We start from the raw sequence: 20096 nt of genomic DNA, 5'->3' as shown, positions 1-20096 counted from the left end.
GTCCGCGCCGGCGTCGGCGTCCGCAGCGGCGTCGGCGCCGGCGTTGGCGTCGTCGACCTCGGCCTGCGTCTCCGCGTCCGGAGCCGTCTCGATGGCGGCGTCCTCGCTGTCGGAGACGCCGGGCTGCGGGTTCGCCGGTTCGAACCCCGCGGCCGCGGTCTCGACTTCGCCCTCCGTCATCCCGACCTCCTCGGGCGTTCGGATGGCCGTGACCTCCTTGTTCTCGCTCATTACCTGTTCGTGTCCGCACCGCGAACAGACCTGTATCTCCCGAATCGAGACGACCACCTCGTCGCCGCGTTCCTCTCGCTCCCGTTCCGTCTCGGGGTCTCCGTAGGAGTGCCCGAGAAGACGGCAAGTAAGTCCCATTACGCGAGGATTCCGGGGTTCGGAAACAAAAAGGTACCCCCTGCCTGTCGGACGTCCGTCAGACGGGCGGTACAAGTAAACAGGAGGCGAACGATGTACCCGCTATGAGAGCGAGGCGGGAGTTCCGGAACCGCCGCGACATCGAGGTCGCGGTGCTCGACGCGCTCGTCGACCGCCACGACGAGGGGATGACGGTGTTCGAACTCCGTGCCGCCGTGGACGCCGACATCGACACCATCGAAGAGGCGCTGTCGGCGCTGAAAGACGAGGGCCTCATCGTGGTCGAGGAGGCCGACACGGGGGTGCTCATCCACGCCGACGAGCGCGTCGTTCCGGACCCGAGCGAAGCCGTCGAAGAGGACGCGTCGTTGTTCGAGAGACTCCGCGAGCGGTTCGGGCTCTGAGCGAGCCAGCGCGGAGAACGGACTCGTTTTGACTGTCCGGTCCGCCCGCGGCCGTCGCCGGCGGACCGCCGACCGAAAGCCGGGCGAGTCGTCCGGGAGTGGGAGGGTTTTACGCGCCGAAGGCGAAACGGGGGGTAATGACACTCGTCGCCGACATCCACGAGGCACACGGTGCGACGTTCGAGACGCGCGGCGGAATCGAGGTCGTGAGCCACTACGGCCGCCCCGAGCGGACCCACCGCGCCGTCAGAAACGGCGTCGGCGTCATCGAACACGGCTACGGCGTCGTCGTCGTCGAGGGCGAAGACCGGGTCGATTACGTCGACAACGCGGTGACCAACACCGTCCCGGACGAGGACGGCGAGGGCGTCTACGCCCTACTTTTAGACCCCGACGGCCGCATCGAGACGGAGATGTACGTCTACAACGCGGGCGAGCGACTGCTGATTTTCACCCCGCGGGACCGCGCCGAACCGCTCGTCGAGGAGTGGCGCTCGAAGACGTTCCTCCAGCGCGTCAAACTCCGCGACGCGTCCGACGAGTTCGGCGTCTTCGGCGTCCACGGCCCGCAGTCCACCGAGAAGGTGGCGAGCATCCTCTCGGGGGCGGGCGCGCCCGAACCGGAGCTCTCCTTCGTCCGCGGCTCTATCGGCGGCGAACTCGGCGTCACGGTCGTCGCCTCCGACAACCCGACCGGTGAGGAGGGCTACGACGTCATCTGCCGCGCGAAGGACGCCGAAGACGTGCTCGACGCGCTGCTGTTCTACGGCAACCCCTCGGTCCCCGTCGGCTACCAGACGTGGGACAGCCTCACCGCCGAGGCCGGCACGCCGCTCTTCGAGTCGGAACTCCGCGGCAACCTCCCGAACGTCGTCGGCGTCCGCAACGCGCTCGACTTCGACAAGGGCTGTTTCGTCGGCCAAGAGGTCGTCTCGAAGGTCGAAAACCGCGGGCGGCCCTCGCGCCGACTCGTCGGCTTCCGCGCCGACGACCTCCCCGACGCGGGCGCCGAGGTCTCCGCGGACGGCGACCCGGTCGGGACCGTCACCCGCGCCGTCGAGAGCCCGATGCTCGAATCACCCATCGGTTTCGCGCTCGTGGACTACGGCCTCGACGCCGACGACCTCGAAGTCGCGGTCGGTGACGACCGCGTCGGCGCGACCCGCGAGTCGCTCCCGTTCGTCGAGGGGAGCGCGGTGTCGGCGCGGCTCCCGACGTATCCGGGCGAGAAATAGGAGCGGAGCGTTTCGGCGCTCCCGGCCCTTTCAGAGCAGTTTCTTCAGGTGTTCGCGCGAGAAGAACGAGCTCGGCTTGTCCATGTGGACGCCGATTTCCCCCGACAGCGACCGGAGACCGACCCGCTGGAGCCACTCGGGGAAAGAGTAACACCGGCGCACGAGGTGGCCCAGCCGAATCTCCCGGGAGAGTTCGTCGCGCCACGCGTCCTCGTAGGCCGACAGCGTCTCGGGGTCGTCGGGGTCGATGGTCGCGGCGGCGATGTCGGCCGCGGTCATCCCGTAGAGGATGCCGCCGCCGGTGAACGGCTTGGTCTGGGCGGCCGCGTCCCCGACGAGGAACGCCCGACGAGTGGTCGTCCGGTCCGGCGGGCCGATGGGGATGGCACCCGAACAGAAGTGCTCCGTCTCCACGTCGTAGGTGTTCGTGAGCGCGTCGAACATTTCGTTGACCTCAGCGCCCGGCGGGGCCGCGAGGCCGTACTCGACGCCGGCGTCGCCGCGGGGGATGCGCCACGCGAAAAAGCGCGGGACCGTGAGGTGCACGTCGACGAAGTCGCCGTCGTCCGGGTCAGGGTCGAACGCGAGGACGCCGTGGAGCGTCTCCGACGGTTCGGGGAGGTCGAGCGCTCGGCGGACCCGCGAGGTCGGGCCGTCGCACCCGGCGACCATCTTCGCCTCGAACCGGACGGTACCGGCCTCACCGGCCACGCTCACGGTCAGTCGGACCCGGTCGTCGAGTTCCTCGACGGCGGTGACGGTGTGGCCCTCGCGCACGTCAGCGCCGGCGTCGCGGGCGCAGTCGGCGAGGGTGCGGTCGAGTTCGACGCGGTCGATGACGTTCGAGACCTCGCTTTGCTTGTAGAACGGGTATGCCTTGGAGTTCGGGCCGCCGACGCGGAAGTTCGCCCCGTAGATGCGGTTCTGAAACAGGCGGTCGCGCGCCTCGTCGGGGACGTACTCCCAGATGTCGGTGCTGACGTGCCCGGAGCACGCGAGGGGCGTCCCGACCTCGCCTTTCTCCAGCGCGAGCACGTCGTAGCCCGCGTCGGCCGCGCGGCGGGCGAACCGCGCGCCGGCGGGACCGACGCCGACGACGGCGAAATCGTACATGCTTGGCCGTTGCCGCGCCGACCCATGAATCTTCTCGCTTCGGACGAGGGGACGTCTCGGAGGAAAAACCGCCCGGCTACTCGACGACCGCCAGCCCCGCCGCAGTCCGTCGTGTCCCGTCCCACGGAACCTCGATTCGGTCCCACGAGTCGCCGAAGTCGGTCGTCCGGTAGAGGCCGCGGTCGTTCGCGGCGTAGCACTCGCCGCCGGACAGACCGGCGGCAAGAATCCCTCGCGTCGCGCCCGGCCCGGTCGGCAGTCCGGTCTCGTCGAGGCGTTCCCACGACTCACCACCGCCCTCCGACGAGTCCGCCCGGCGGTAGAGGTACGCCTCCGCCGACTCGACCCGGTGGGCGCGCATCGGCCCGGAGGCGGCCGTCAGAAGCACCGAGTCCGGGTCCGCGGGGTCGACGACGACGCTCCAGCAGTAGCCGTGGCCCAGCCCCGCGGTCGGCGTCGTCCACGTCTCGCCCGCGTCGTCGGTCTCGGCGTAGCCGTCGCCCGCGGCGACCCGGACGCGACCCGGTCGGTCGGGGTGCGTCGCCATCGAGTGCGTGTCTCGCTTGCTCGACGGCACGCGGTCTTGCCACGTCTCCCCGCCGTCGAGCGAGCGGACGAGCGCCCCGGCCTCGACCGCGACGAACAGCCGGTCGGGGTCGGTCGGGTCCGGTTCTATCCAGCGGACGTGGTGGGTGTGCGGGCGGGGCGGAAACGCCCACGACGACGCCGAATCGAGGTCCGAAAGCGACGCGAGTTCGGCCCACGTGTCGCCGCCGTCGGGAGAACGGAAGACTGCCGAGGGCTCGGTACCGGCGTAGACCACGTCCGGGTCGGCCGGCGAGACGGCGAGGCTCGTCACCGACTCGGGGAGCGCGTCGGTGCCGACCGCGTGCCACGACGCCCCGCCGTCGGTCGTTCGGAAGACGCCGGCGTCGAAGGTCCCGCAGAACGCCCGGTCCGGCGCGCGCGGGTCGGCCGCGACGCACTCGATGCGGTGGTCGGCGAGTCTCCGACGGGCGGTCGAGTCGTCGGGCGACCCCGAGACCGAGAGGACCGCGCCGTTCGCGGCGGCGTAGAGGTGCATGGGGGACAGAGGGGCTCGACGGTGAAAAAGCGGGCGCGGGGCGTGGCTCGCGCCGGTCGCGCGGGCCGCGGGTGACCGAGAGCAGAACGACGATTACGACAGGTCGCGACGCTCGAACACCTCGGCCGCGAGGACGACGAGGACGCACGTCACGGCGACGAGCACGGCGATGCCACCCCAGTCCACGTCGCCGGCGACGAGGAGTTCGCCGGGGTCGAGGTAGCGCGTGAGCGACAGGGCTCCGAGGAACTCGTAGTCGGTGTCGACGGTCAGGGAGTCGAGGAGGAACGTCCCGAAGACGACGCCGATGGCCGCGCCCTGCGCCCGGCGGACGCGCCCGAAGAACGCCGACGCGAGGAGGCCGACCGCGACGCAGGCGACGAGGTAGAGGCCGCCGACGGCGTGGACCGCGAGGAGGCGGGTAAGGTGAATCTCCTCGTCGATGAGGCCCGCGCCGACGACGACGGCCGCGAGGAGTGCGAGGTCGACGACGGCGACCGCCGGGAGCATCGCGAGGAACTTACCGACGACGAACCGGGTGCGCGAGACGGGCCGAACGAGGACGAGTTCGACCGACTGTCGGTCGACCTCGCCGGCGACGAGCGACCCCGCGGCGTAGGCGAAGTAACTCCCGACGATGAGGAGCCAGACGAGTTGGTAGAGTTCGACCACGAGGTAGCCTTCGAGCGACGAGAAGTCGGTGACGCTCCCGACGAAGGCCGCCTGAAACTCCTCGGGGTACGACTCCAGCAGTTCGGCGAAGTCGATGTCGGACTCGCCGAACGACGGGAAGACGGCGATGGTGAGCCCCGCGGTCGCTACGAGGAGCACGCAGACGATGACGAGCCCGCGCCGTCGCCGGGCGAATTCGAAGGACGCGATGTCGAGTTCACGCATTCGCGGACTCCTCGGCGTCGGCGGGCGACGGGTCCTCGGCGTCGCCCCCGTCGTCGGTGGCGGCGCTGTCGCCGACGTCAACGCCGTCTTCTCCGCCGTCACCCTCGTCGTAGAAGTGCATGAACACGTCCTCGATGGCCGTCTCGCGGACTTCGAGGTCGTCGATTCGGTAGCCGTCGAGGGCGTCCACGAGCGCGTCGTAGTTGCCCGAGGTGACGAGTCGGAGGGAGCCGTCGGGCTCGATGCGGGCGTCGATGGTCTCCGGAAAGTCGAAGTCGGCGAGGTCGATGGAGTCGGGCGACTGGACCGTGACGACCTTCCCGCTCCGGGCGAGCAGGTCGTCGATGTCCTCGACGGCGACGAGCCGACCGTTTCGGATGATGGCGACGCGGTCGCAGACCTCGCGGACCTCCCCGAGGATGTGCGTCGAGAAGAACACCGTCACCCCGCGGGCGCGCTCCTCGCGGAGGAACTCGTAGAACTCCTGTTGGACGAGCGGGTCCAACCCCGAGGTCGGCTCGTCCATCACGACCACCCGCGGGTCGTGCATGAACGCCTGCACGATGGCGAGTTTCTGCCGGTTGCCGCGGGAGTAGGCCCGGACCGGCCGGTCAAGCGGCACCGGAAAGCGGCCGAGGAGTTCGTCGCGGCGGGCGTCGCCGGAGAGTCCGGCGAAGTAGTCGAGGGTCTTGCGGCCGGTCACGTCGTCGTAGAACCGCGGGTCGCCGGGGATGTGGCCGACGCGCGAGAGCACGTCGAGGAAGGCCGCGCGGTCGTCCACCGGAACCCCGAGGATGCTCGCCGTGCCGTCGGTCGGTTTGAGCAGGCCGAGAAGCAGGCGAATCGTCGTTGACTTCCCCGCGCCGTTGGGGCCGAGGAAGCCGAACAGCTCGCCCTCCGAGACGGAAATCGAGAGCTCCTCGACCCCGCGAACGTCCCCGTAGAACTTGGTGAGGCCGTCGATGTCGATGGCGGGGACGGACATGCCCACACGTAGGCGCGCTCCGGACGTATCCCTTGCGTGACGTTACCACCGATTGAGAGCCGAGCGTGTTGTTAAGCTTACATGCCGCGTATCTAGCGCGACTGAAGCGGGCTCGCCCGCCGGTCCCTTCACCATGACTCGTCGTACCCGGCGGGCGAGCGCGGCGCTCCTCGCCACGCTACTGGTCCTGTCCGCCCTCGCCGGCGCAACCGGGAGCGCCGCGGCCGCCAGCCGAGTGACCGGAAGTCCCGACCTCTCGATTATCGCGCCGGAGAACCGACTCGTCGCCGGTACCGAGGCCGCGGTCGAGGTGTTCGTCGTCAACAGCGGGACGGTCACCAACGACGGCCCCGAGGAGTACGAGGCGCTCGTCCAGACGGCCCGCGCGCTGACCATCCGCGGCGAGTCGAACGGCCCCATCACCGTCGTCAGCGGTGAGATTCCCGTCGGGACCGTCCCCGAGGGCGTCTCCGGGCCGGCGTCGCTCCGCCTCCGCGTCGCCGAGGGCGCGCGGCCCGGTACCTACGAACTCCCCGTCACGTTCACCTACGACTACACCGCCTCGGTGTACGTGGACGGCGAGACGGTCCGGACGACCCACCGGAGTCGGACCATCAAGCGGGACCTCGAAGTGGTCGTCGAGCGCAGACCCGCGTTCGCGGTCCGGACGGTCGACGCCGCCCTCGCGGTCGGTGACAGCGGGACCGTCGCGGTCGACATCGAGAACGTCGGGCCCGTCGGGGCCGCGGACGCGACGGTGACCGTCACCTCGACCGACCCGGAGATAACGTTCGGAAGCGGCGTCGCCTCCGCGGAGACGTTCGTCGGCGAGTGGGAGGAAGGCGCGACAGAGCGCGTGAGCTTCCGCGCCCGCGTCGCCGACGACGCCATCGTCCGCAACTACTCGGTCGACCTGACCGTGACCTACCGAGACGAGGACGGTCAAACGCGGACTTCGCGGTCGTTCGTCGCCGGGGTGCGCCCGACCCGCGGGGCCGACTTCGAACTCGCGGACGTGGACGCCGCGGTCGCCGTCGGCGACACCGGCACGCTGACGCTCGAACTCGTGAACGTCGGCGACGCGACCGCCTCGGCGACGACCGTCGGCGTGGCGTCCGCCGACTCCGAGGTGACGTTCGGGGCCGGCGCGCCCGCCGCGGAGGCCTACGTCGGCGCGTGGGAACCCGGCGAGACGAGGCGCGTGAGCTTCCGCGCCCGCGTCGCCGACGACGCGCTCGACCGGCCCTACTCGCTCGACGTGGCCGTCTCGTTCCGCAACCCCGGCGGCGACCGGAAGGTCCAGTCACTGGTCGCCGGTCTCGACCCCGGAGCCGGCCCGGCGTTCGCCGTGACGGTCGAAGAGAGCACGCTCAGAGTCGGCGGTGTCGGCCGCGTCGTCGGCACCGTCGAGAACGTCGGCGAGGGCGAGGCCCGAGACGTGGTGCTCCGCCTCGAATCCGACGACCCGGCGCTGACGCCGACGGACCTCGACGTGACCGTCGGCACGCTCGCGCCCGGCGAGGTCGCCGAGTTCGAGTACGCCATCGGCCTCGCCGCGGGCACGACGCCGGGGACGCGTCGACTCCCGTTCGTCGTCGAGTACCGGCCGCCGGGCGACGAACTGCGCGCGGCCGACCGGACCGACGTGCTCGCGGCGGTGAGCACCGGCGACCCCGCCGTCGCGGTCGAACCGCGGAACGCGACGTTCGAGGTGGATTCGACCGGCCGGCTCGTCCTCGCGGTGACGAACACCGAGGCGACGCAGCAGACCGACGTGACGGTCAGGCTCGTCGCCGAGGAGCCGCTTTCGAGCGAGGACGCCGTCGCGTTCGTCCCGCGACTCGACGCCGGCGAGACGCGCCTCGTCGTCTTCGACCTCGAAGTGAGCGGCGACGCCGTCCCGAAGACGCAGGTCGTCGGCGTCGACGTGAGCTACGAGGACGACGCCGGCAGACAGCTCTCGACGGGCACCCAGCGGGTCGCCGTCGAGGTGGTCGAACCGGCGACGACGTTCCCCTTCTTCCCGGCGCTCGTCATGGTCCTCGCGCTCGCGGGCGTCGGCTACTGGTGGTATCAGCGTCGCTGAGAGCACCGTCGGCGCTGAAGAAAAGTCGGCGCGCGTTCAGTCGTCGTTCGCCACTTTCGCGGGGTTGCGGCGGTCCGAGCGCGGCCCCTCCTCGTCCACGTCGGGGAGGTAGTCGCGGAGGTACCGACCCGTGTGGGAGTCGGGGTTCTCGGCGACCTCCTCGGGGGTGCCGCTGGCAACGACCGTGCCGCCGCCCGCGCCGCCCTCGGGGCCGAGGTCGACGATGTGGTCGGCGTTCTTCACGAGGTCGAGTTCGTGTTCGACCACGAGGACGGTGTTGCCGTTGTCGACGAGGCGCTGGAGCACCTCGATGAGCTTCCGCTCGTCTTCCTTGTGGAGACCGGTCGTCGGCTCGTCGAGCAGGTAGAGCGTGTCGCCGGTCTGCTTCTTGCCGAGTTCCTCGGCGAGTTTGACGCGCTGTGCCTCGCCGCCGGAGAGCGTGGTCGACGGCTGGCCGAGTTGCATGTAGCCGAGGCCCACGTCGTGGAGCAGTTGGAGGCGGCGGCGAATCTGCGAGTTCGCCTCGAAAAAGTCGAGCGCCTCGTCGACCTCCATGTCGAGCACGTCGGCGATGGTCTTGTCCTTGTACGTCACGTCGAGCGTCTCGGCGTTGTAGCGCGCGCCGTTACACTCCTCGCAGGGCACGTACACGTCGGAGAGGAAGTTCATCTCGATTTTGACGTTGCCCTGTCCCTTGCAGGCCTCACAGCGGCCGCCCTTGACGTTGAAGGAGAACCGGCCCTTCTCGTAGCCGCGCTGTTTCGAGAGCTTCGTCTCGGCGAACAGTTCGCGGACGTAGTCGAAGACGCCGGTGTACGTCGCCGGGTTCGACCGCGGGGTGCGACCGATGGGCGACTGGTCGATGAGCCGGACGGTCTCGATTTCGTCGTAGCCCTCGATGGCGTCGTGCTCGCCGGGGTCGACGGAGGTGTTGTCGTTCATCCGCCGGGCGAGTCCCTTGTAGAGAATCTCGTGCATCAGGGTGGACTTACCCGACCCCGAGACGCCGGTGATGGCGGTGAACGTCCCGAGGGGAAGCGGCACGTCGAGGTCGTCGAGGTTGTGTTGGCGCGCGCCGCGGACGACGAGTTCGCCGTCGCCCTCGCGCCGCGCGTCGGGCACGTCGATGTCCTTGCGGCCCGAGAGGTAGTCGGCCGTGATGGAGTCGTCGGCCGCGACGATATCGTCGAAATCGCCCTGCGCGACGACCTCGCCGCCGCGCTTGCCCGGGCCGGGCCCCATGTCGATGATTTCGTCGGCCCGGCGCATCGTCTCCTCGTCGTGTTCGACGACGATGAGCGTGTTACCGAGGTCGCGGAGGCCTTCGAGCGTGTTGAGCAGTTTGTCGTTGTCGCGCTGGTGGAGGCCGATAGACGGCTCGTCGAGGACGTAGAGAACGCCCACGAGGCCGGAGCCGACCTGCGTGGCGAGGCGGATACGCTGGGACTCGCCGCCCGAGAGCGTGGCGGCCTCGCGGTCCAAGGTGAGGTATTCGAGGCCGACCTCGGTCATGAAGCCGAGGCGGGCGCGAATCTCCTTGAGAATCTCCTGTGCGATGGTGCGGTCGCGCTCCGAGAGGTCGGCTTCGAGGCCCTCGAAGTGTTCGAGCGCGCCCGCGATGGTCATGCGGTTGACCTCGGGGAGCGTCGTGCCGCCGACGCGGACGTGGCGGGATTGCTCTTTGAGCCGCGAGCCGTCGCAGTCGGGGCAGGTCGTGACGGCCATGAACTCCTCGATGTGGTCCCGCGTCCGGTCGGAGTCGGTCTCGACGTGGCGGCGTTCGAGGTTGCCGACGACGCCCTCGAAGGGGTGTTCCTTGTGGCGCGTGCCGTTTTTCGTCGTCCACTCGAACACCACGTCCTCGGTGGTGCCGAACAGGAAGGCGTCCTGCACCTCGTCCGAAAGCTCCTCGAACGGGGTGTCCACGCTGACGCCGAAGTGGTCGGCGACGTTGTCGAGCTGGCGGCGGTAGTACGTCCGGTTGTAGCTCCACGGCTCGAAGACGTGCTTGAGCGGCTTCGACGGCTCGGTGACGACGAGGTCGGGGTCGACCTCCTTCGCCTTGCCGAGGCCCTCGCACTCCGGGCAGGCCCCGTGGGGGCTGTTGAACGAGAACGACCGCGTCTCGATTTCCGAAAAACGGAACGACGAGTTCGGGTTACCGAGTTCCTCGGAGAACTCGACGACGAGGCGGTCGTCGCCCTCGCCCGCGAGCGACCCGGTCGAACGGGTGTTGGAGGCGAAGGGGAGGTCCTCGGGCGGGTCGGGGACGATGAGTTTGAGGACGCCGCCGGCCTCGTCGAGCGCGGTCTCGACGGAGTCGGCGATGCGCGAGCGCGCCTCGGGCGCGACCTTCACGCGGTCGACGACCACGTCGATGGTGTGGTCGTAGTTCTTGTCGAGTTCGGGCGTCTCGAACGAGAGGTCGAACTCCTCGCCGTCGACCTCGACGCGGGCGTAGCCCTCGGAGACGAGGTCCGAAAACAGGTCCTTGAACTCGCCTTTCTGGTCGCGGACGACCGGCGCGACGACCTTCGCTCGGGTGCCCTCGGGGAGTTCGAGAATCTGGTCGACCATGTCCTGTGCGGACTGCTCGCCGACCTCCTCGCCCGTGATGGGGTCGTACTGGGTGCCGACGCGGGCGTACAGGAGGCGGAGGTAGTCGTGGAGTTCGGTGACGGTCCCGACGGTCGACCGGGGGTTGTTGGCCCCGTTCTTCTGGTCGATGGAGATGGCGGGCGAGAGGCCCTCGACGGCCTCGACTTTCGGCTTGTCCATCTGGCCGAGGAAGTTCCGCGCGTAGGCCGAAAGCGACTCGATGTACCGCCGCTGACCCTCCGCGTAGACGGTGTCGAACGCGAGGGAGGACTTGCCTGACCCCGACAGGCCGGTGACGACGGTAAACGTCTCGCGGGGGATGCGAACGTCGAGGTTCTTGAGGTTGTGCTCTTCGGCACCGCGAACCTCGATGTAGTCCTTGCTCATTCGGACGACTCTAGGAACGAGAGGACCGAATAGGCATCGGTTCGGGCCGTTCGAGCCGCATCGCTCGCGTCGGCGACTCGGGAGAAATCGGAGCGTGCGCGGTGTCGTCCGCCGGCGTCAGCCGTTGAGCTTCTGCCGCGAGATGGAGATGCCCGTCGGCGTGATGACGATTTGGTCGTCGCCCTTCTGGACGATGTCGCCGTCTACCTCGCGCGCGACCTGCCGGAGGTCGTCGATGATGTGTTCCATCGTGTTGTCGGAGGTCGTGTGGCGGGTGATGTCCGCGATGACCAGATTGCCGTCGTAGACGGCGTCTTTGATGGCGATAACGTCCTGCTGGCCGCCGATTTCGGCGATGTGAACCGAGAGGCCGGCGTCGCCGCGAGCGGTGTCGAAGTCGTCGAGGTCGAGTTCGACGTAGTCCTCGGTCGTTCGGGAACCACCACCACCGAGAATCTTACTCATGATACCCATAGGACGTAGAGAGGCCACAACGGGGTTAGTTCTTACGTCAGACGATTGTCTCTCTTCAGACATGTCTGAGCGCTGAGGCGGGACGAATCGACGGCAGTACGGCCACAGGAGGGTGGTGCCGCGGGAGGCGACGACGCCGGCGGACGTCCGACGCGCGCGCCGTCCGCGTCGTTTCGCCGGGTGTTTTTACCTCGCGGCGCGCGGGAGCAGACGAACACGATGACCTTCAGCATCTGCGTCCGCGAGTCGTACGTCGACGACGGCGGCGACGACCAGCACCGCTTCGGCGTCGCCGTGACGACCCGCCTGCCGGGCGTCGGGGCCCTCTGTCCGTTTGCAAGTGAACACGGCGCGGTCGCGACACAGGCGCTGACGAACGTCGAACTCGGGGAGAAGGGCATGGACTACCTCGAAGACGGCCTCGCCGTCGACGACGCCCTACAGGCGCTGTTGAACGCCGACGACGGCCGGTCGGAGCGACAGCTCCACGGCGTCGGCTCCGAGGGGACGTTCGCCTTCACCGGCGACGACTGTCTCGGCTGGGCGGGCCACCGCGAAGGCGACGACTACACCGTCGCTGGCAACCTGCTCACGGGCGCGGAAGTCGTCGAAGCCGCCGCCGACGCCCACGAGCGAAGCGTCGACGGCGACGAGCCGCTCGCGAAGCGACTCATCGACGCGCTCGGCGCGGGACACGCCGCGGGCGGCGACAAGCGCGACGACCTCGACGTCCAGAGCGCGGCCGTCGTCGTGACCACGACCGAGGACCGCGAGATGGAGCCGTACTACAACGACCTCCGGGTCGACGCGACGGAGACGCCGCTTCGCGACCTTCGGGAGACGTTTTCGATGGCGCGAGAGGGATACGAGGCGGCGCTGGAGAAGTACGCCGAAGAGTAGCCGACGTGGCCGAGAGCCGCGCGCGCCGGGGCAAAGAAACAGTCGGCTCAGACGGAGAACTCGAAGAGGTCGTCGCCGACGTGGTGGATTGACTCGACGACCTTGCCGGAGTCGCCGACGAGGTCCGCCCCGTCTTCGAGCGCGCGACCCACGGCGAGCACCTTGCCGTGGGTCTCCTCGGCGATGACGACGAGGTCGCCAGCCTCGATGGTGTCGTCCGCCTCGGTGATGCCGGGGCGCATCACGTCGGCCCCGCTGGAGACGAACGAGACCGCGCCCGCGTCGACCGTGACGACGTTCGTCGTCGGCGGGAACTGGTTCGCGCCCTTGACCGTGAGAAACGGCTGGTCGTCGACGTACATGACCGCCGGCTCGCCGTCGACGAGGACGACCTCGTAGTCGGCGTCGGCGAACTCGACCGCCTCGAACGCGTCGCCGTCGAGGGCGACGCCGAGGGACGATTCGATGGAATCACACAGGGCGTCGATTTCGTCGCTTCGGAGGTGGTGGCGAGACTTGACCTTCATACCGGGTCGTGGACGCTCACGGCCGATAAATCGACCGCTCCGCATCGAGTGGTCGGCGACGACCCCGGCGGCCGGTCGAACGCGAGTCGACCCGAGCTAACCCAAAACCAACCCGAAGCAATCCGAAGCAACCCGAACCACGTCGGCGTCTGACGCGCGTCAGACTGTGACAGGATAAACTGCTAAGTACGATTGGGTCCACTCCAACGATATGTGGCGCTCCCGGACGAACCGGGACCGGAAACGTGTCGTGTGCATCGCATGCGGTGACGCGGTCCTCCGGTCGGCGGCGCGCGAGTACGACAAAGAGGGGAACCGCTGGGAACGGCACGGCAAGCGGTTCGAACACCTCTGTAAGTCCTGTTATCGAGGGCTCTGTCACCAGCCCCGCGGGGAGCTCGAAGGCCTCCTCATCGACATCGAAGAACACGGCATCACCAACGAGGAGTTCCTGCTTCGCTACTTCGACGCGGTCAAAGAGCGGTACGAATCCCCCGGCGAGCGCGGTCGCTGAGGTCGCTTTCCTTGGCCCGCCGCCGGGGCGCGCGCGAGCGTGCTCACGAGCGACGTCGTTTCCCTCTCGTCGCGGCCCGTGCCCGACACTCATTTCTCCCTGCCCCGTCTAGTCGGGGCTATGTCAGACGACGCGCAGGCGTACGCCGGGACCGCCGAAGGGCAAGGACCGGTGGAGATAGACGCCGAACTCGCGCGACACCTCCAGAACAAGCGCGAGGACCTGTTCGAGGAGTTCGAGATTCGAGACAAGTTCCCGCCGGAAGTCCTCTCGGAGGCGCGTGCGCGCACCGACGGCGTCCACGAGGAGATCGAAGACGAGCTCGAACACCGCAAGGACCTCCGAGACCTCACGACGTGGACGACAGACCCCGTCGACGCCCAGGACTTCGACGACGCCCTGAGCATCCGCGAGAACGAGGAGACGTACACGCTGTGGGTCCACATCGCCGACGTGACCCACTACGTCCACCCCGGTTCGGAGATGTGGGCCGAGGCCGTCAAGCGCGGGAACACCGTCTACCTCCCCGCCTACACCATCCACATGCTCCCGCCGGCGCTGGCCGAGACGGTCTGTTCTCTCGTCCCCGAGGAGGACCGCCTCGCCCACACCGTCGAGATGGAGATCAAGAAGGACACGCTCTCGTTCGAGTCTATCGACATCTACAAGTCCGTTATCCACTCCAACGAACGGCTCACCTACACGCAGTGTGAAAACCGGCTGGAAGACCCCGACCTCCCCCTCCACGACGAGAACGCGCTGGTCTTCGACCTCGCGGACCAACTCCACGAACAGCGCAAGGAAGACGGCTCGCTCGTTCTCAACCCGAGCCGCGACCGCGCCCACACCATCATCGAGGAGTGCATGCTGAAGGCGAACAAGGCCGTCACGCACGAACTCATGTGGAACCGCGGCGTCGAGGCGATGTACCGCGTCCACCCGCAGCCGACTCCCGACCAGTGGGACAAGGCGCTCCGCGAAATCACCGAACTCGACGGCGTGAGCATCAAGTCCACGTCGTGGGACGAGCCGCGGAAGGCCGTCAACGACGCCTTAGAGAGCGCGAACTCCCGCACGCTCAACAAGATTCAGCGCGCCGTGCTGAAGGTCATGCCCCGCGCGAAGTACATGAACGACCCCTTCGGCGGCCACTACGCGCTCAACTTCGACATCTACGGCCACTTCACCTCGCCCATCCGGCGGCTGTCGGACCTCATCAACCACTGGATCGTCCACGAAAACGACGTGCCCGAAGACCTCGTCGAGCTCTGCGACCGCGCCTCCGACCGTCAGAAGGACGCCGAGACGGCCGAGCGGCTCTACAAGCAGTTCCTCCAAGAAGTCGGCTTGGACCCCTACGCGGTCAACAACCGCGGCATCGTTACCGTCGACGACGACGGCGAGGTCATCGACGAAAACGGCCTCCCGCCGCGCGAATAACCGGGCGGGCGACCCCGCCGCCCGCGGCCGGCGAGGCGAACGCGAGACCATAGGCTCAGTCAGTGATGTGCCGAAGCGACCGAAAGGCGCTCACCGCCGCCGGCTGCGTTACTCCTCTTGTTTGTGCGTGAACAGGAGCACGTCGCCGTCGTGCTGAGTCACACAGAGGTCGAGCATCATGCTCAGTTCGAGACTGTTGTAGTCGTTTTCGCAGACGACCAAGTCGTCGAACGGTTTCTCACAGGCCGGACAGGCGATAGAGACGGTGTTCTGGTAGGTGGTGACGCCGCCGCTCGACTCGTAGGGCGTGAGCGACGACCGGAGTTCGTCGAGTTCCTCGTCGTTCATGGACGTGTTGTGCGCGCGGCGTGCGTATAATTCTTCACGGTCGGACACCGGTCACGGTCGGACGCGACGCACGAGTGGTGGCTCATCTTCCTCCGGCGTCGTCCAACCCGCAGGCCCACCGGAAGTGCGGGTGGACCCACGACAGCCCCGCGGCGTTAGCCTCGACCCACGACGACGGGTCACTCAGTCGACGCGACAGCACCGCCGCGCGCTCCTCGTGAGTCCCCTCACGGTCGAAGGGAACCAGTTCGAGCGTCCGCGACGCGGGGTTGAAAAAGACCGCCCGCTCGGTGTCCTCGTCGAGTCCGACCAGCCGCGAGCCGTTGGCGTCCTTCTGAAGGAGCGCCTGCGCCATCCGATGCTGGTGGACTCCGCGGCGCGTCTCGCGGAGTTTCGAGACGATTGCTCGAAAGAGGGCCGTCGGGTCCGACGGGGGGTCGCCTCGTCGTGTTTCCATACCGACGCCCTCGGAGCGAGACGATAAGAGGGTCCGCCATGAGCGGAGTGAAAGTGTCGGGTTCGGCGGAAGTGAACGTTCGGTAGTCGATAGCTACGGAGAGTACCGCTTGAACAGCGGGACGAACGGTTTGAGGAGGACAAGTCCGACTCCGAGAAAGACGTACAGCGTCGTTTCATCCGGGAGCCCGAGCTGACGAATCCCCAGCGTAACCCCGAGTGCGATGAGAACGTAGGCCCAGAAGAGTGCGACGACCGGACCATACCCCTGTACCGACGCCGGTGTCTCGAACATTGGTCGCTTTTGACGCGTAGTTAGTGAAACTCTTGTGTCAGAGCGGACGGGGAGTCGGTTCGGGGGGTTCGGCCTCGTAGCTGTATTACGAGGGGTATCATGCCGGGATTCCCTCCCGAAAATCGCCCGACGTGAACGGGGTGGATTCGGAGTGAGTAGGAACTCTCGATGAAACCGGTGTTTTGTGCGGCCGCTGGCCGATGAACGTTACAGCGTGAGACCGCAAGAGAGGCGTCTTGCGGGCCTTAGAAACGTTGTGAAAACGTGGATGGACTCGCGGGGATTTGAACCCCGGGCCTCTTCCTTGCGAAGGAAGCGATCTGCCACTGATCTACGAGCCCTCATTCCCACGGAGTCGTGGGATACACTTATACCCTATGTTTTGTCCGCGGCCGGGCATGCGATAGCATCCCGTTCCGTCGGGTGATTCTACGGGCGTCTGCTCGCGTGTCGAACGGAAGTGAGATGACACGCGCCTTAGCGCTGAAAGTCAGCTCGGAGGCAGAGTCCTCCGGACGCGCGCCTCGACAGCCGCGAGTGTGACGGGCGGGCCGTCACGAACGGGCGGTCCGGAAGTCCGGACAGCGCCGTCGTTAGTCTTCGAGGACGATCTCGATGCTGACGTCGTTCGGAACCTGAACGCGCATCAGCTGGCGCAGAGCGCGTTCGTCAGCGTCGAGGTCGATGAGACGCTTGTGGACGCGCATCTCCCAGTGCTCCCACGTTGCCGTCCCCTCGCCGTCAGGCGATTTGCGGGCGGGGACTTCGAGCGTCTTCGTGGGCAGCGGGATCGGCCCGCTGAGGTTGACGCCCGTCTTGTTCGCGATCTCGCGGACGTCGTCGCAGATATCGTCGAGGTCTTCCGGACTCGTGCCGGCGAGCCGAACGCGTGCCTGTTGCATCGTTATCGCTCGTTGACTTCGAGCACTTTGCCGGCCGCGATGGTCTGACCCATGTCACGGACAGCGAAGCTGCCGAGCTCCGGAATCTCGGAGGACGGCTCGATGCTGAGCGGCTTCTGCGGACGGACGGTCACGATGGCGGCGTCGCCGGACTTGATGAAGTCCGGGTTCTCCTCAGCAACCTCGCCCGACGCGGGGTCGAGCTTCTGGTCGATCGACTCGATGGTACACGCGACCTGCGCCGTGTGGGCGTGGAAGACCGGCGTGTAGCCAGCGGTGATGACCGAGGGGTGCTGCATGACGACGACCTGCGCCTTGAACGTCTCGGCGACCTTCGGCGGGTCGTCAGCCGGGCCACAGACGTCGCCGCGGCGGATGTCGTCCTTGCCGACGCCACGAACGTTGAAACCAACGTTGTCGCCAGGTCCGGCCTGGTCGACTTCCTCGTGGTGCATCTCGACGGTCTTGACCTCGCCGCCGACGTCAGAGGGCTGGAAGCTCACGTTGTCGCCGGGGTTGAGGGTACCCGTCTCGATACGGCCGACCGGGACCGTACCGATGCCGGAGATGGTGTAGACGTCCTGGATGGGCAGGCGCAGCGGCGCGTCCGTCGGCGGCTGCGGTGCCGGCAGGTTGTTGAGCGCTTCGAGGAGGATGTCGCCGTCGTACCACGACGTGTTGTCGGAGCGCTCGGCGATGTTGTCGCCCTCGAAGGCCGAAATCGGGACGTAGGTCGCGTCGTCGGAGTTGAAGCGGACCTGCTTGAGGAGCTTGTTGACCTGCTCCTTGACGTCCTTGTACTTGTCTTCGCTGTAGTCGACGACGTCCATCTTGTTGACCGCGATGATGAGTTCGCCGATGCCCAGGGTGCGGGCGAGGAAGACGTGCTCGCGGGTCTGAGGCGCGACACCGTCGTCGGCGGCGACGACGAGGACCGCGTTGTCAGCCTGCGAGGCACCGGTGATCATGTTCTTGACGAAGTCGCGGTGGCCAGGACAGTCGACGATGGTGAAGTAGAACTCGTCCGTGTCGAACTCCTGGTGGGCGATGTCGATGGTGACACCGCGCTCGCGCTCTTCGGCGAGGTTGTCCATGACGTAGGCGAATTCGAATCCGCCCTTGCCCTTCTCCTCGGCTTCCTCTCGGTGCTGCTCGATGACGTGCTCCGGGACGGAGCCGGTCTCGAACAGGAGTCGGCCGACGAGCGTACTCTTACCGTGGTCGACGTGGCCGATGATGGCCAGATTCTGGTGGGGTTTGTCGCTCATTGGTGTGTTCACGCGCTAAGGCGCTCTGTGGGGAATGTTTTTGCTGAAACCCCTAAAACGATTTCGATACGCGCTACGAGCCGTCTAACCGCCGTACTGCGATTTGCGGAACCATACCACGGTCCCGGAAACGGCGTGTCCGGTAGATACCGACAGTCGAAAGAAACAGGGATAGGGGCCGCCTGTGCCGCTATTCGAGGCGTGAAACGTCGGACAGGACGGCGGTCGCCGTTTCCGGACCGCCCGCCCCGCGGCCGCTGATATTCAGTTGGCCCGCGTGTTTGGTCTCCAACTGGACGATATTCTGCGTGCCCGTGACCGACAGCGCGGAGCCTTGCGGAATCAGCCGCGGGGCGACGCGGACCCCGTCGGCGGTCGCCTCGCCGATGAGGCGGACTGTCCGACCGTCCTCGGCGGCGAGGTCGAGCGCCGTCCCCGGAACGTTGCGGATGCCCTCGACCTCGGCGTCGTCGAGCGCGTACTCGGTCTCGCCGTCGGAGAGGACGTTCGCGAGGATGACGAACTTCAGCGCGGCGTCGATGCCGTCGACGTCGAACGTCGGGTCCGCCTCGGCGACGCCGAGGTCCTGGGCCTCCGCGAGCACGTGCTCGTAGTCGAGTCCCTCGGCGGCCATCCGCGAGAGGATGAAGTTCGCCGTCCCGTTCAGCACGCCGCGAGCGGCGGTCACGTGGGGCGCGCCGAGGTCCGAGATGGTCGAGAGGACGGGAATCGCGCCGCCGACGGCGGCCTCGAACTGGACGGTCCCCTCGCTTTCGGCTTCGAGCGCGCGCAGGTCGGCGTACCGTTCAGCCACGGGCCCTTTGTTCGCGAGCACGACGTGCCGGTCGTCGGCCAGCGCCCGCTCGACGTGCGAGAACCCGGGCTCGGCGTCGCCGAGCGTCGTCGGCGTCGCCTCCACCAACACGTCGTAGTCGGCGTCGAACACCGCACCGGGGTCCGCTTCCCCGACCACGCCGTCGCGTTCCTTGCGGTCGTGGACCGCGCTCGGGTCGAGTCCGGCGGGGTCGACCGCGGAGGAAGACGAGTCCGCGAACGCGACGACGTCGTGGCCGTAGTCGCCCGCGAGGTCGAGAACCGAGCCACCGACCGCGCCCGCACCGAGCACGGCGAGTCTGAGGCTCATTGGGACCCCTCCGCGAGCGGCTCGACGACGTGCAGTCCCTTCTCGGCGGCGAGGTCGCGAACGACCGACAGCGTCTCGTCGACGCGGCCGGAGCGGACCGCGAGCCGGAGTCGTGCGCTCGACGCCTCGTTAGTCCCCTCGCGGGCGGACAGCGACAGGTCCTGTAACGTCGCGTCCGCCGAGGACTCGATGCGGTGGAGCGTGTCCGAGAGGTCGGAATCGACGATGTCGCCGACGAGGATGACCATTACCTCCTCGCCGAAGTGCTCCGCGCCGGCGCGGATGACGTTGACGCCGGCGTCGCGGAGCGCCTCGACGATTCGCTCGAAGCGGTCGGGCGGGCACTCGAGGTCGACCTCCACGGGGATGTGCCCCCGAGGAGTCAGGCTCCCGCGCTCGTGGAAGATGGAAAGCAGGTTACCGCCGTTGTCGGAGATGGGCTTGAGCGCGGCCAAAAGCTGTCCGGGCTCGTCGACGAGTTCGAGCCGAATCGTGTGCGGTTTCGGCATCTCGCCGCTCCCGTCGGTCTCGGCGTCGCTCCCGCCGTCGAGGTCCTGTGCGCTCATCGCCCCACCCCCGTGGGCCGTCCCGACGCTGTTGTCCGCGACGCGCGGTTCGGTCGTGGTTTCGCGTCGTCGCGCCAGGAGTCGAGAGACGTACCCTTACGCAT

The 20096-nt window shown here is 67.8% G+C and carries 20 protein-coding genes, 1 tRNA gene and 1 pseudogene; 6 read left to right on the top strand and 16 right to left on the bottom strand.

Annotation, left to right across the window (positions count from 1 at the left end; all coding sequences use genetic code 11):
- On the bottom strand, window positions 1-369 hold a 369-nt coding region (locus BN984_RS19945; RefSeq protein ID WP_449404896.1), incomplete at its 3' end, for a DUF7093 family protein.
- A gap of 20 nt (window positions 370-389) precedes the next feature.
- Between BN984_RS19945 and BN984_RS08315 the strand changes: the two are divergent.
- Both BN984_RS08315 and ygfZ read left to right on the top strand, forming a co-directional pair.
- A pseudogene (locus BN984_RS08315) lies at window positions 390-773 on the top strand (DUF6432 family protein); the annotation flags it as partial.
- Window positions 774-910: 137 nt separating this feature from the next.
- Window positions 911-2008, top strand: coding sequence for a CAF17-like 4Fe-4S cluster assembly/insertion protein YgfZ (gene ygfZ / locus BN984_RS08310; RefSeq protein WP_008091542.1), 1098 nt, complete (start codon window positions 911-913; stop codon window positions 2006-2008).
- Window positions 2009-2038: 30 nt separating this feature from the next.
- Here the strand turns inward: ygfZ and BN984_RS08305 are convergent, their stop codons facing one another.
- The 4 genes from BN984_RS08305 to BN984_RS08290 all read right to left on the bottom strand — a co-directional run bounded on the left by BN984_RS08305 (window position 2039) and on the right by BN984_RS08290 (window position 6087).
- Entirely contained in the window at window positions 2039-3121 is a 1083-nt protein-coding gene (locus BN984_RS08305; RefSeq protein WP_049968020.1) for a geranylgeranyl reductase family protein, read from the bottom strand.
- 76 nt (window positions 3122-3197) lie between these two features.
- A complete protein-coding gene (locus tag BN984_RS08300; RefSeq protein WP_049968019.1) occupies window positions 3198-4205 on the bottom strand; it encodes a WD40/YVTN/BNR-like repeat-containing protein in 1008 nt (335 codons plus the stop codon).
- A gap of 93 nt (window positions 4206-4298) precedes the next feature.
- On the bottom strand, window positions 4299-5102 hold the full coding sequence (locus BN984_RS08295; protein WP_008091536.1) for an ABC transporter permease subunit: 804 nt from the start codon (window positions 5100-5102) through the stop codon (window positions 4299-4301).
- Window positions 5095-6087: an ABC transporter ATP-binding protein gene (locus BN984_RS08290; protein ID WP_049968018.1), complete on the bottom strand. Its 993-nt coding sequence runs from the start codon at window positions 6085-6087 to the stop codon at window positions 5095-5097. Before BN984_RS08290 ends, BN984_RS08295 begins: the two co-directional genes overlap by 8 nt.
- A gap of 133 nt (window positions 6088-6220) precedes the next feature.
- On the opposite strand from BN984_RS08290, the gene BN984_RS08285 reads away from it, so the two are divergent.
- Complete coding sequence (locus BN984_RS08285; protein ID WP_049968017.1) at window positions 6221-8173, top strand: COG1361 S-layer family protein; 1953 nt, start codon at window positions 6221-6223, stop codon at window positions 8171-8173.
- 36 nt (window positions 8174-8209) lie between these two features.
- Here BN984_RS08285 and uvrA read toward each other — a convergent pair whose 3' ends face one another.
- Both uvrA and BN984_RS08275 read right to left on the bottom strand, forming a co-directional pair.
- On the bottom strand, window positions 8210-11158 hold the full coding sequence (gene uvrA / locus BN984_RS08280) for an excinuclease ABC subunit UvrA (RefSeq protein ID WP_049968016.1): 2949 nt from the start codon (window positions 11156-11158) through the stop codon (window positions 8210-8212).
- A 117-nt stretch (window positions 11159-11275) separates the two neighbouring features.
- Window positions 11276-11632, bottom strand: coding sequence for a cell division protein SepF (locus tag BN984_RS08275; protein WP_004969075.1), 357 nt, complete (start codon window positions 11630-11632; stop codon window positions 11276-11278).
- A 219-nt stretch (window positions 11633-11851) separates the two neighbouring features.
- On the opposite strand from BN984_RS08275, the gene BN984_RS08270 reads away from it, so the two are divergent.
- Complete coding sequence (locus BN984_RS08270) at window positions 11852-12532, top strand: DUF1028 domain-containing protein (protein WP_049968015.1); 681 nt, start codon at window positions 11852-11854, stop codon at window positions 12530-12532.
- A gap of 47 nt (window positions 12533-12579) precedes the next feature.
- Here BN984_RS08270 and BN984_RS08265 read toward each other — a convergent pair whose 3' ends face one another.
- On the bottom strand, window positions 12580-13059 hold the full coding sequence (locus BN984_RS08265) for an RNA-binding protein (RefSeq protein ID WP_004969073.1): 480 nt from the start codon (window positions 13057-13059) through the stop codon (window positions 12580-12582).
- A gap of 211 nt (window positions 13060-13270) precedes the next feature.
- Here BN984_RS08265 and BN984_RS08260 point away from each other — a divergent pair, with 211 nt between their 5' ends.
- Both BN984_RS08260 and BN984_RS08255 read left to right on the top strand, forming a co-directional pair.
- On the top strand, window positions 13271-13573 hold the full coding sequence (locus tag BN984_RS08260) for a DUF7562 family protein (protein WP_008091528.1): 303 nt from the start codon (window positions 13271-13273) through the stop codon (window positions 13571-13573).
- Window positions 13574-13693: 120 nt separating this feature from the next.
- Window positions 13694-15013, top strand: coding sequence for an RNB domain-containing ribonuclease (locus BN984_RS08255; RefSeq protein ID WP_008091527.1), 1320 nt, complete (start codon window positions 13694-13696; stop codon window positions 15011-15013).
- 108 nt (window positions 15014-15121) lie between these two features.
- Here the strand turns inward: BN984_RS08255 and BN984_RS08250 are convergent, their stop codons facing one another.
- The 8 genes from BN984_RS08250 to BN984_RS08215 form a co-directional block, all read right to left on the bottom strand.
- Window positions 15122-15361: a DUF7385 family protein gene (locus BN984_RS08250; protein WP_004065334.1), complete on the bottom strand. Its 240-nt coding sequence runs from the start codon at window positions 15359-15361 to the stop codon at window positions 15122-15124.
- Between the two features lie 82 nt (window positions 15362-15443).
- Entirely contained in the window at window positions 15444-15818 is a 375-nt protein-coding gene (locus tag BN984_RS08245) for a hypothetical protein (RefSeq protein WP_049968014.1), read from the bottom strand.
- Window positions 15819-15911: 93 nt separating this feature from the next.
- Complete coding sequence (locus BN984_RS08240; RefSeq protein WP_008091522.1) at window positions 15912-16112, bottom strand: hypothetical protein; 201 nt, start codon at window positions 16110-16112, stop codon at window positions 15912-15914.
- A gap of 269 nt (window positions 16113-16381) precedes the next feature.
- Window positions 16382-16453 (bottom strand) — tRNA-Ala (locus BN984_RS08235).
- 252 nt (window positions 16454-16705) lie between these two features.
- Window positions 16706-17014, bottom strand: a complete 309-nt coding sequence (gene rpsJ / locus BN984_RS08230; RefSeq protein ID WP_004044563.1) for a 30S ribosomal protein S10 — start codon at window positions 17012-17014, stop codon at window positions 16706-16708.
- Between the two features lie 2 nt (window positions 17015-17016).
- On the bottom strand, window positions 17017-18282 hold the full coding sequence (gene tuf, locus BN984_RS08225) for a translation elongation factor EF-1 subunit alpha (RefSeq protein ID WP_004044564.1): 1266 nt from the start codon (window positions 18280-18282) through the stop codon (window positions 17017-17019).
- Between the two features lie 190 nt (window positions 18283-18472).
- Entirely contained in the window at window positions 18473-19426 is a 954-nt protein-coding gene (locus BN984_RS08220) for a homoserine dehydrogenase (protein ID WP_008091515.1), read from the bottom strand.
- Entirely contained in the window at window positions 19423-19992 is a 570-nt protein-coding gene (locus tag BN984_RS08215) for an amino acid-binding protein (RefSeq protein ID WP_008091513.1), read from the bottom strand. The genes BN984_RS08220 and BN984_RS08215 overlap by 4 nt, the downstream gene beginning before the upstream one ends.
- Window positions 19993-20096 lie beyond the last annotated feature (104 nt).

Source organism: Haloferax prahovense (assembly GCF_000723845.1).
GTDB classification, from domain to species: Archaea; Halobacteriota; Halobacteria; order Halobacteriales; family Haloferacaceae; genus Haloferax; species Haloferax prahovense.
This window is presented reverse-complemented; position numbering and strand designations above follow the sequence as displayed.

What these genes read in the sequence shown, in the direction of transcription:
- uvrA (WP_049968016.1), bottom strand. Translation starts at nt 11,158, where the DNA reads ATGAGCAAGGACTACATCGAGGTTCGCGGTGCCGAAGAGCACAACCTC.
- tuf (WP_004044564.1), bottom strand. Translation starts at nt 18,282, where the DNA reads ATGAGCGACAAACCCCACCAGAATCTGGCCATCATCGGCCACGTCGAC.
- BN984_RS08270 (WP_049968015.1), top strand. Translation starts at nt 11,852, where the DNA reads ATGACCTTCAGCATCTGCGTCCGCGAGTCGTACGTCGACGACGGCGGC.
- BN984_RS08275 (WP_004969075.1), bottom strand. Translation starts at nt 11,632, where the DNA reads ATGGGTATCATGAGTAAGATTCTCGGTGGTGGTGGTTCCCGAACGACC.
- BN984_RS08240 (WP_008091522.1), bottom strand. Translation starts at nt 16,112, where the DNA reads ATGTTCGAGACACCGGCGTCGGTACAGGGGTATGGTCCGGTCGTCGCA.
- BN984_RS08250 (WP_004065334.1), bottom strand. Translation starts at nt 15,361, where the DNA reads ATGAACGACGAGGAACTCGACGAACTCCGGTCGTCGCTCACGCCCTAC.
- BN984_RS08300 (WP_049968019.1), bottom strand. Translation starts at nt 4,205, where the DNA reads ATGCACCTCTACGCCGCCGCGAACGGCGCGGTCCTCTCGGTCTCGGGG.
- BN984_RS08290 (WP_049968018.1), bottom strand. Translation starts at nt 6,087, where the DNA reads ATGTCCGTCCCCGCCATCGACATCGACGGCCTCACCAAGTTCTACGGG.
- rpsJ (WP_004044563.1), bottom strand. Translation starts at nt 17,014, where the DNA reads ATGCAACAGGCACGCGTTCGGCTCGCCGGCACGAGTCCGGAAGACCTC.
- BN984_RS08265 (WP_004969073.1), bottom strand. Translation starts at nt 13,059, where the DNA reads ATGAAGGTCAAGTCTCGCCACCACCTCCGAAGCGACGAAATCGACGCC.
- ygfZ (WP_008091542.1), top strand. Translation starts at nt 911, where the DNA reads ATGACACTCGTCGCCGACATCCACGAGGCACACGGTGCGACGTTCGAG.
- BN984_RS08295 (WP_008091536.1), bottom strand. Translation starts at nt 5,102, where the DNA reads ATGCGTGAACTCGACATCGCGTCCTTCGAATTCGCCCGGCGACGGCGC.
- BN984_RS08260 (WP_008091528.1), top strand. Translation starts at nt 13,271, where the DNA reads ATGTGGCGCTCCCGGACGAACCGGGACCGGAAACGTGTCGTGTGCATC.
- BN984_RS08285 (WP_049968017.1), top strand. Translation starts at nt 6,221, where the DNA reads ATGACTCGTCGTACCCGGCGGGCGAGCGCGGCGCTCCTCGCCACGCTA.
- BN984_RS08215 (WP_008091513.1), bottom strand. Translation starts at nt 19,992, where the DNA reads ATGAGCGCACAGGACCTCGACGGCGGGAGCGACGCCGAGACCGACGGG.
- BN984_RS08220 (WP_008091515.1), bottom strand. Translation starts at nt 19,426, where the DNA reads ATGAGCCTCAGACTCGCCGTGCTCGGTGCGGGCGCGGTCGGTGGCTCG.
- BN984_RS08255 (WP_008091527.1), top strand. Translation starts at nt 13,694, where the DNA reads ATGTCAGACGACGCGCAGGCGTACGCCGGGACCGCCGAAGGGCAAGGA.
- BN984_RS08245 (WP_049968014.1), bottom strand. Translation starts at nt 15,818, where the DNA reads ATGGAAACACGACGAGGCGACCCCCCGTCGGACCCGACGGCCCTCTTT.
- BN984_RS08305 (WP_049968020.1), bottom strand. Translation starts at nt 3,121, where the DNA reads ATGTACGATTTCGCCGTCGTCGGCGTCGGTCCCGCCGGCGCGCGGTTC.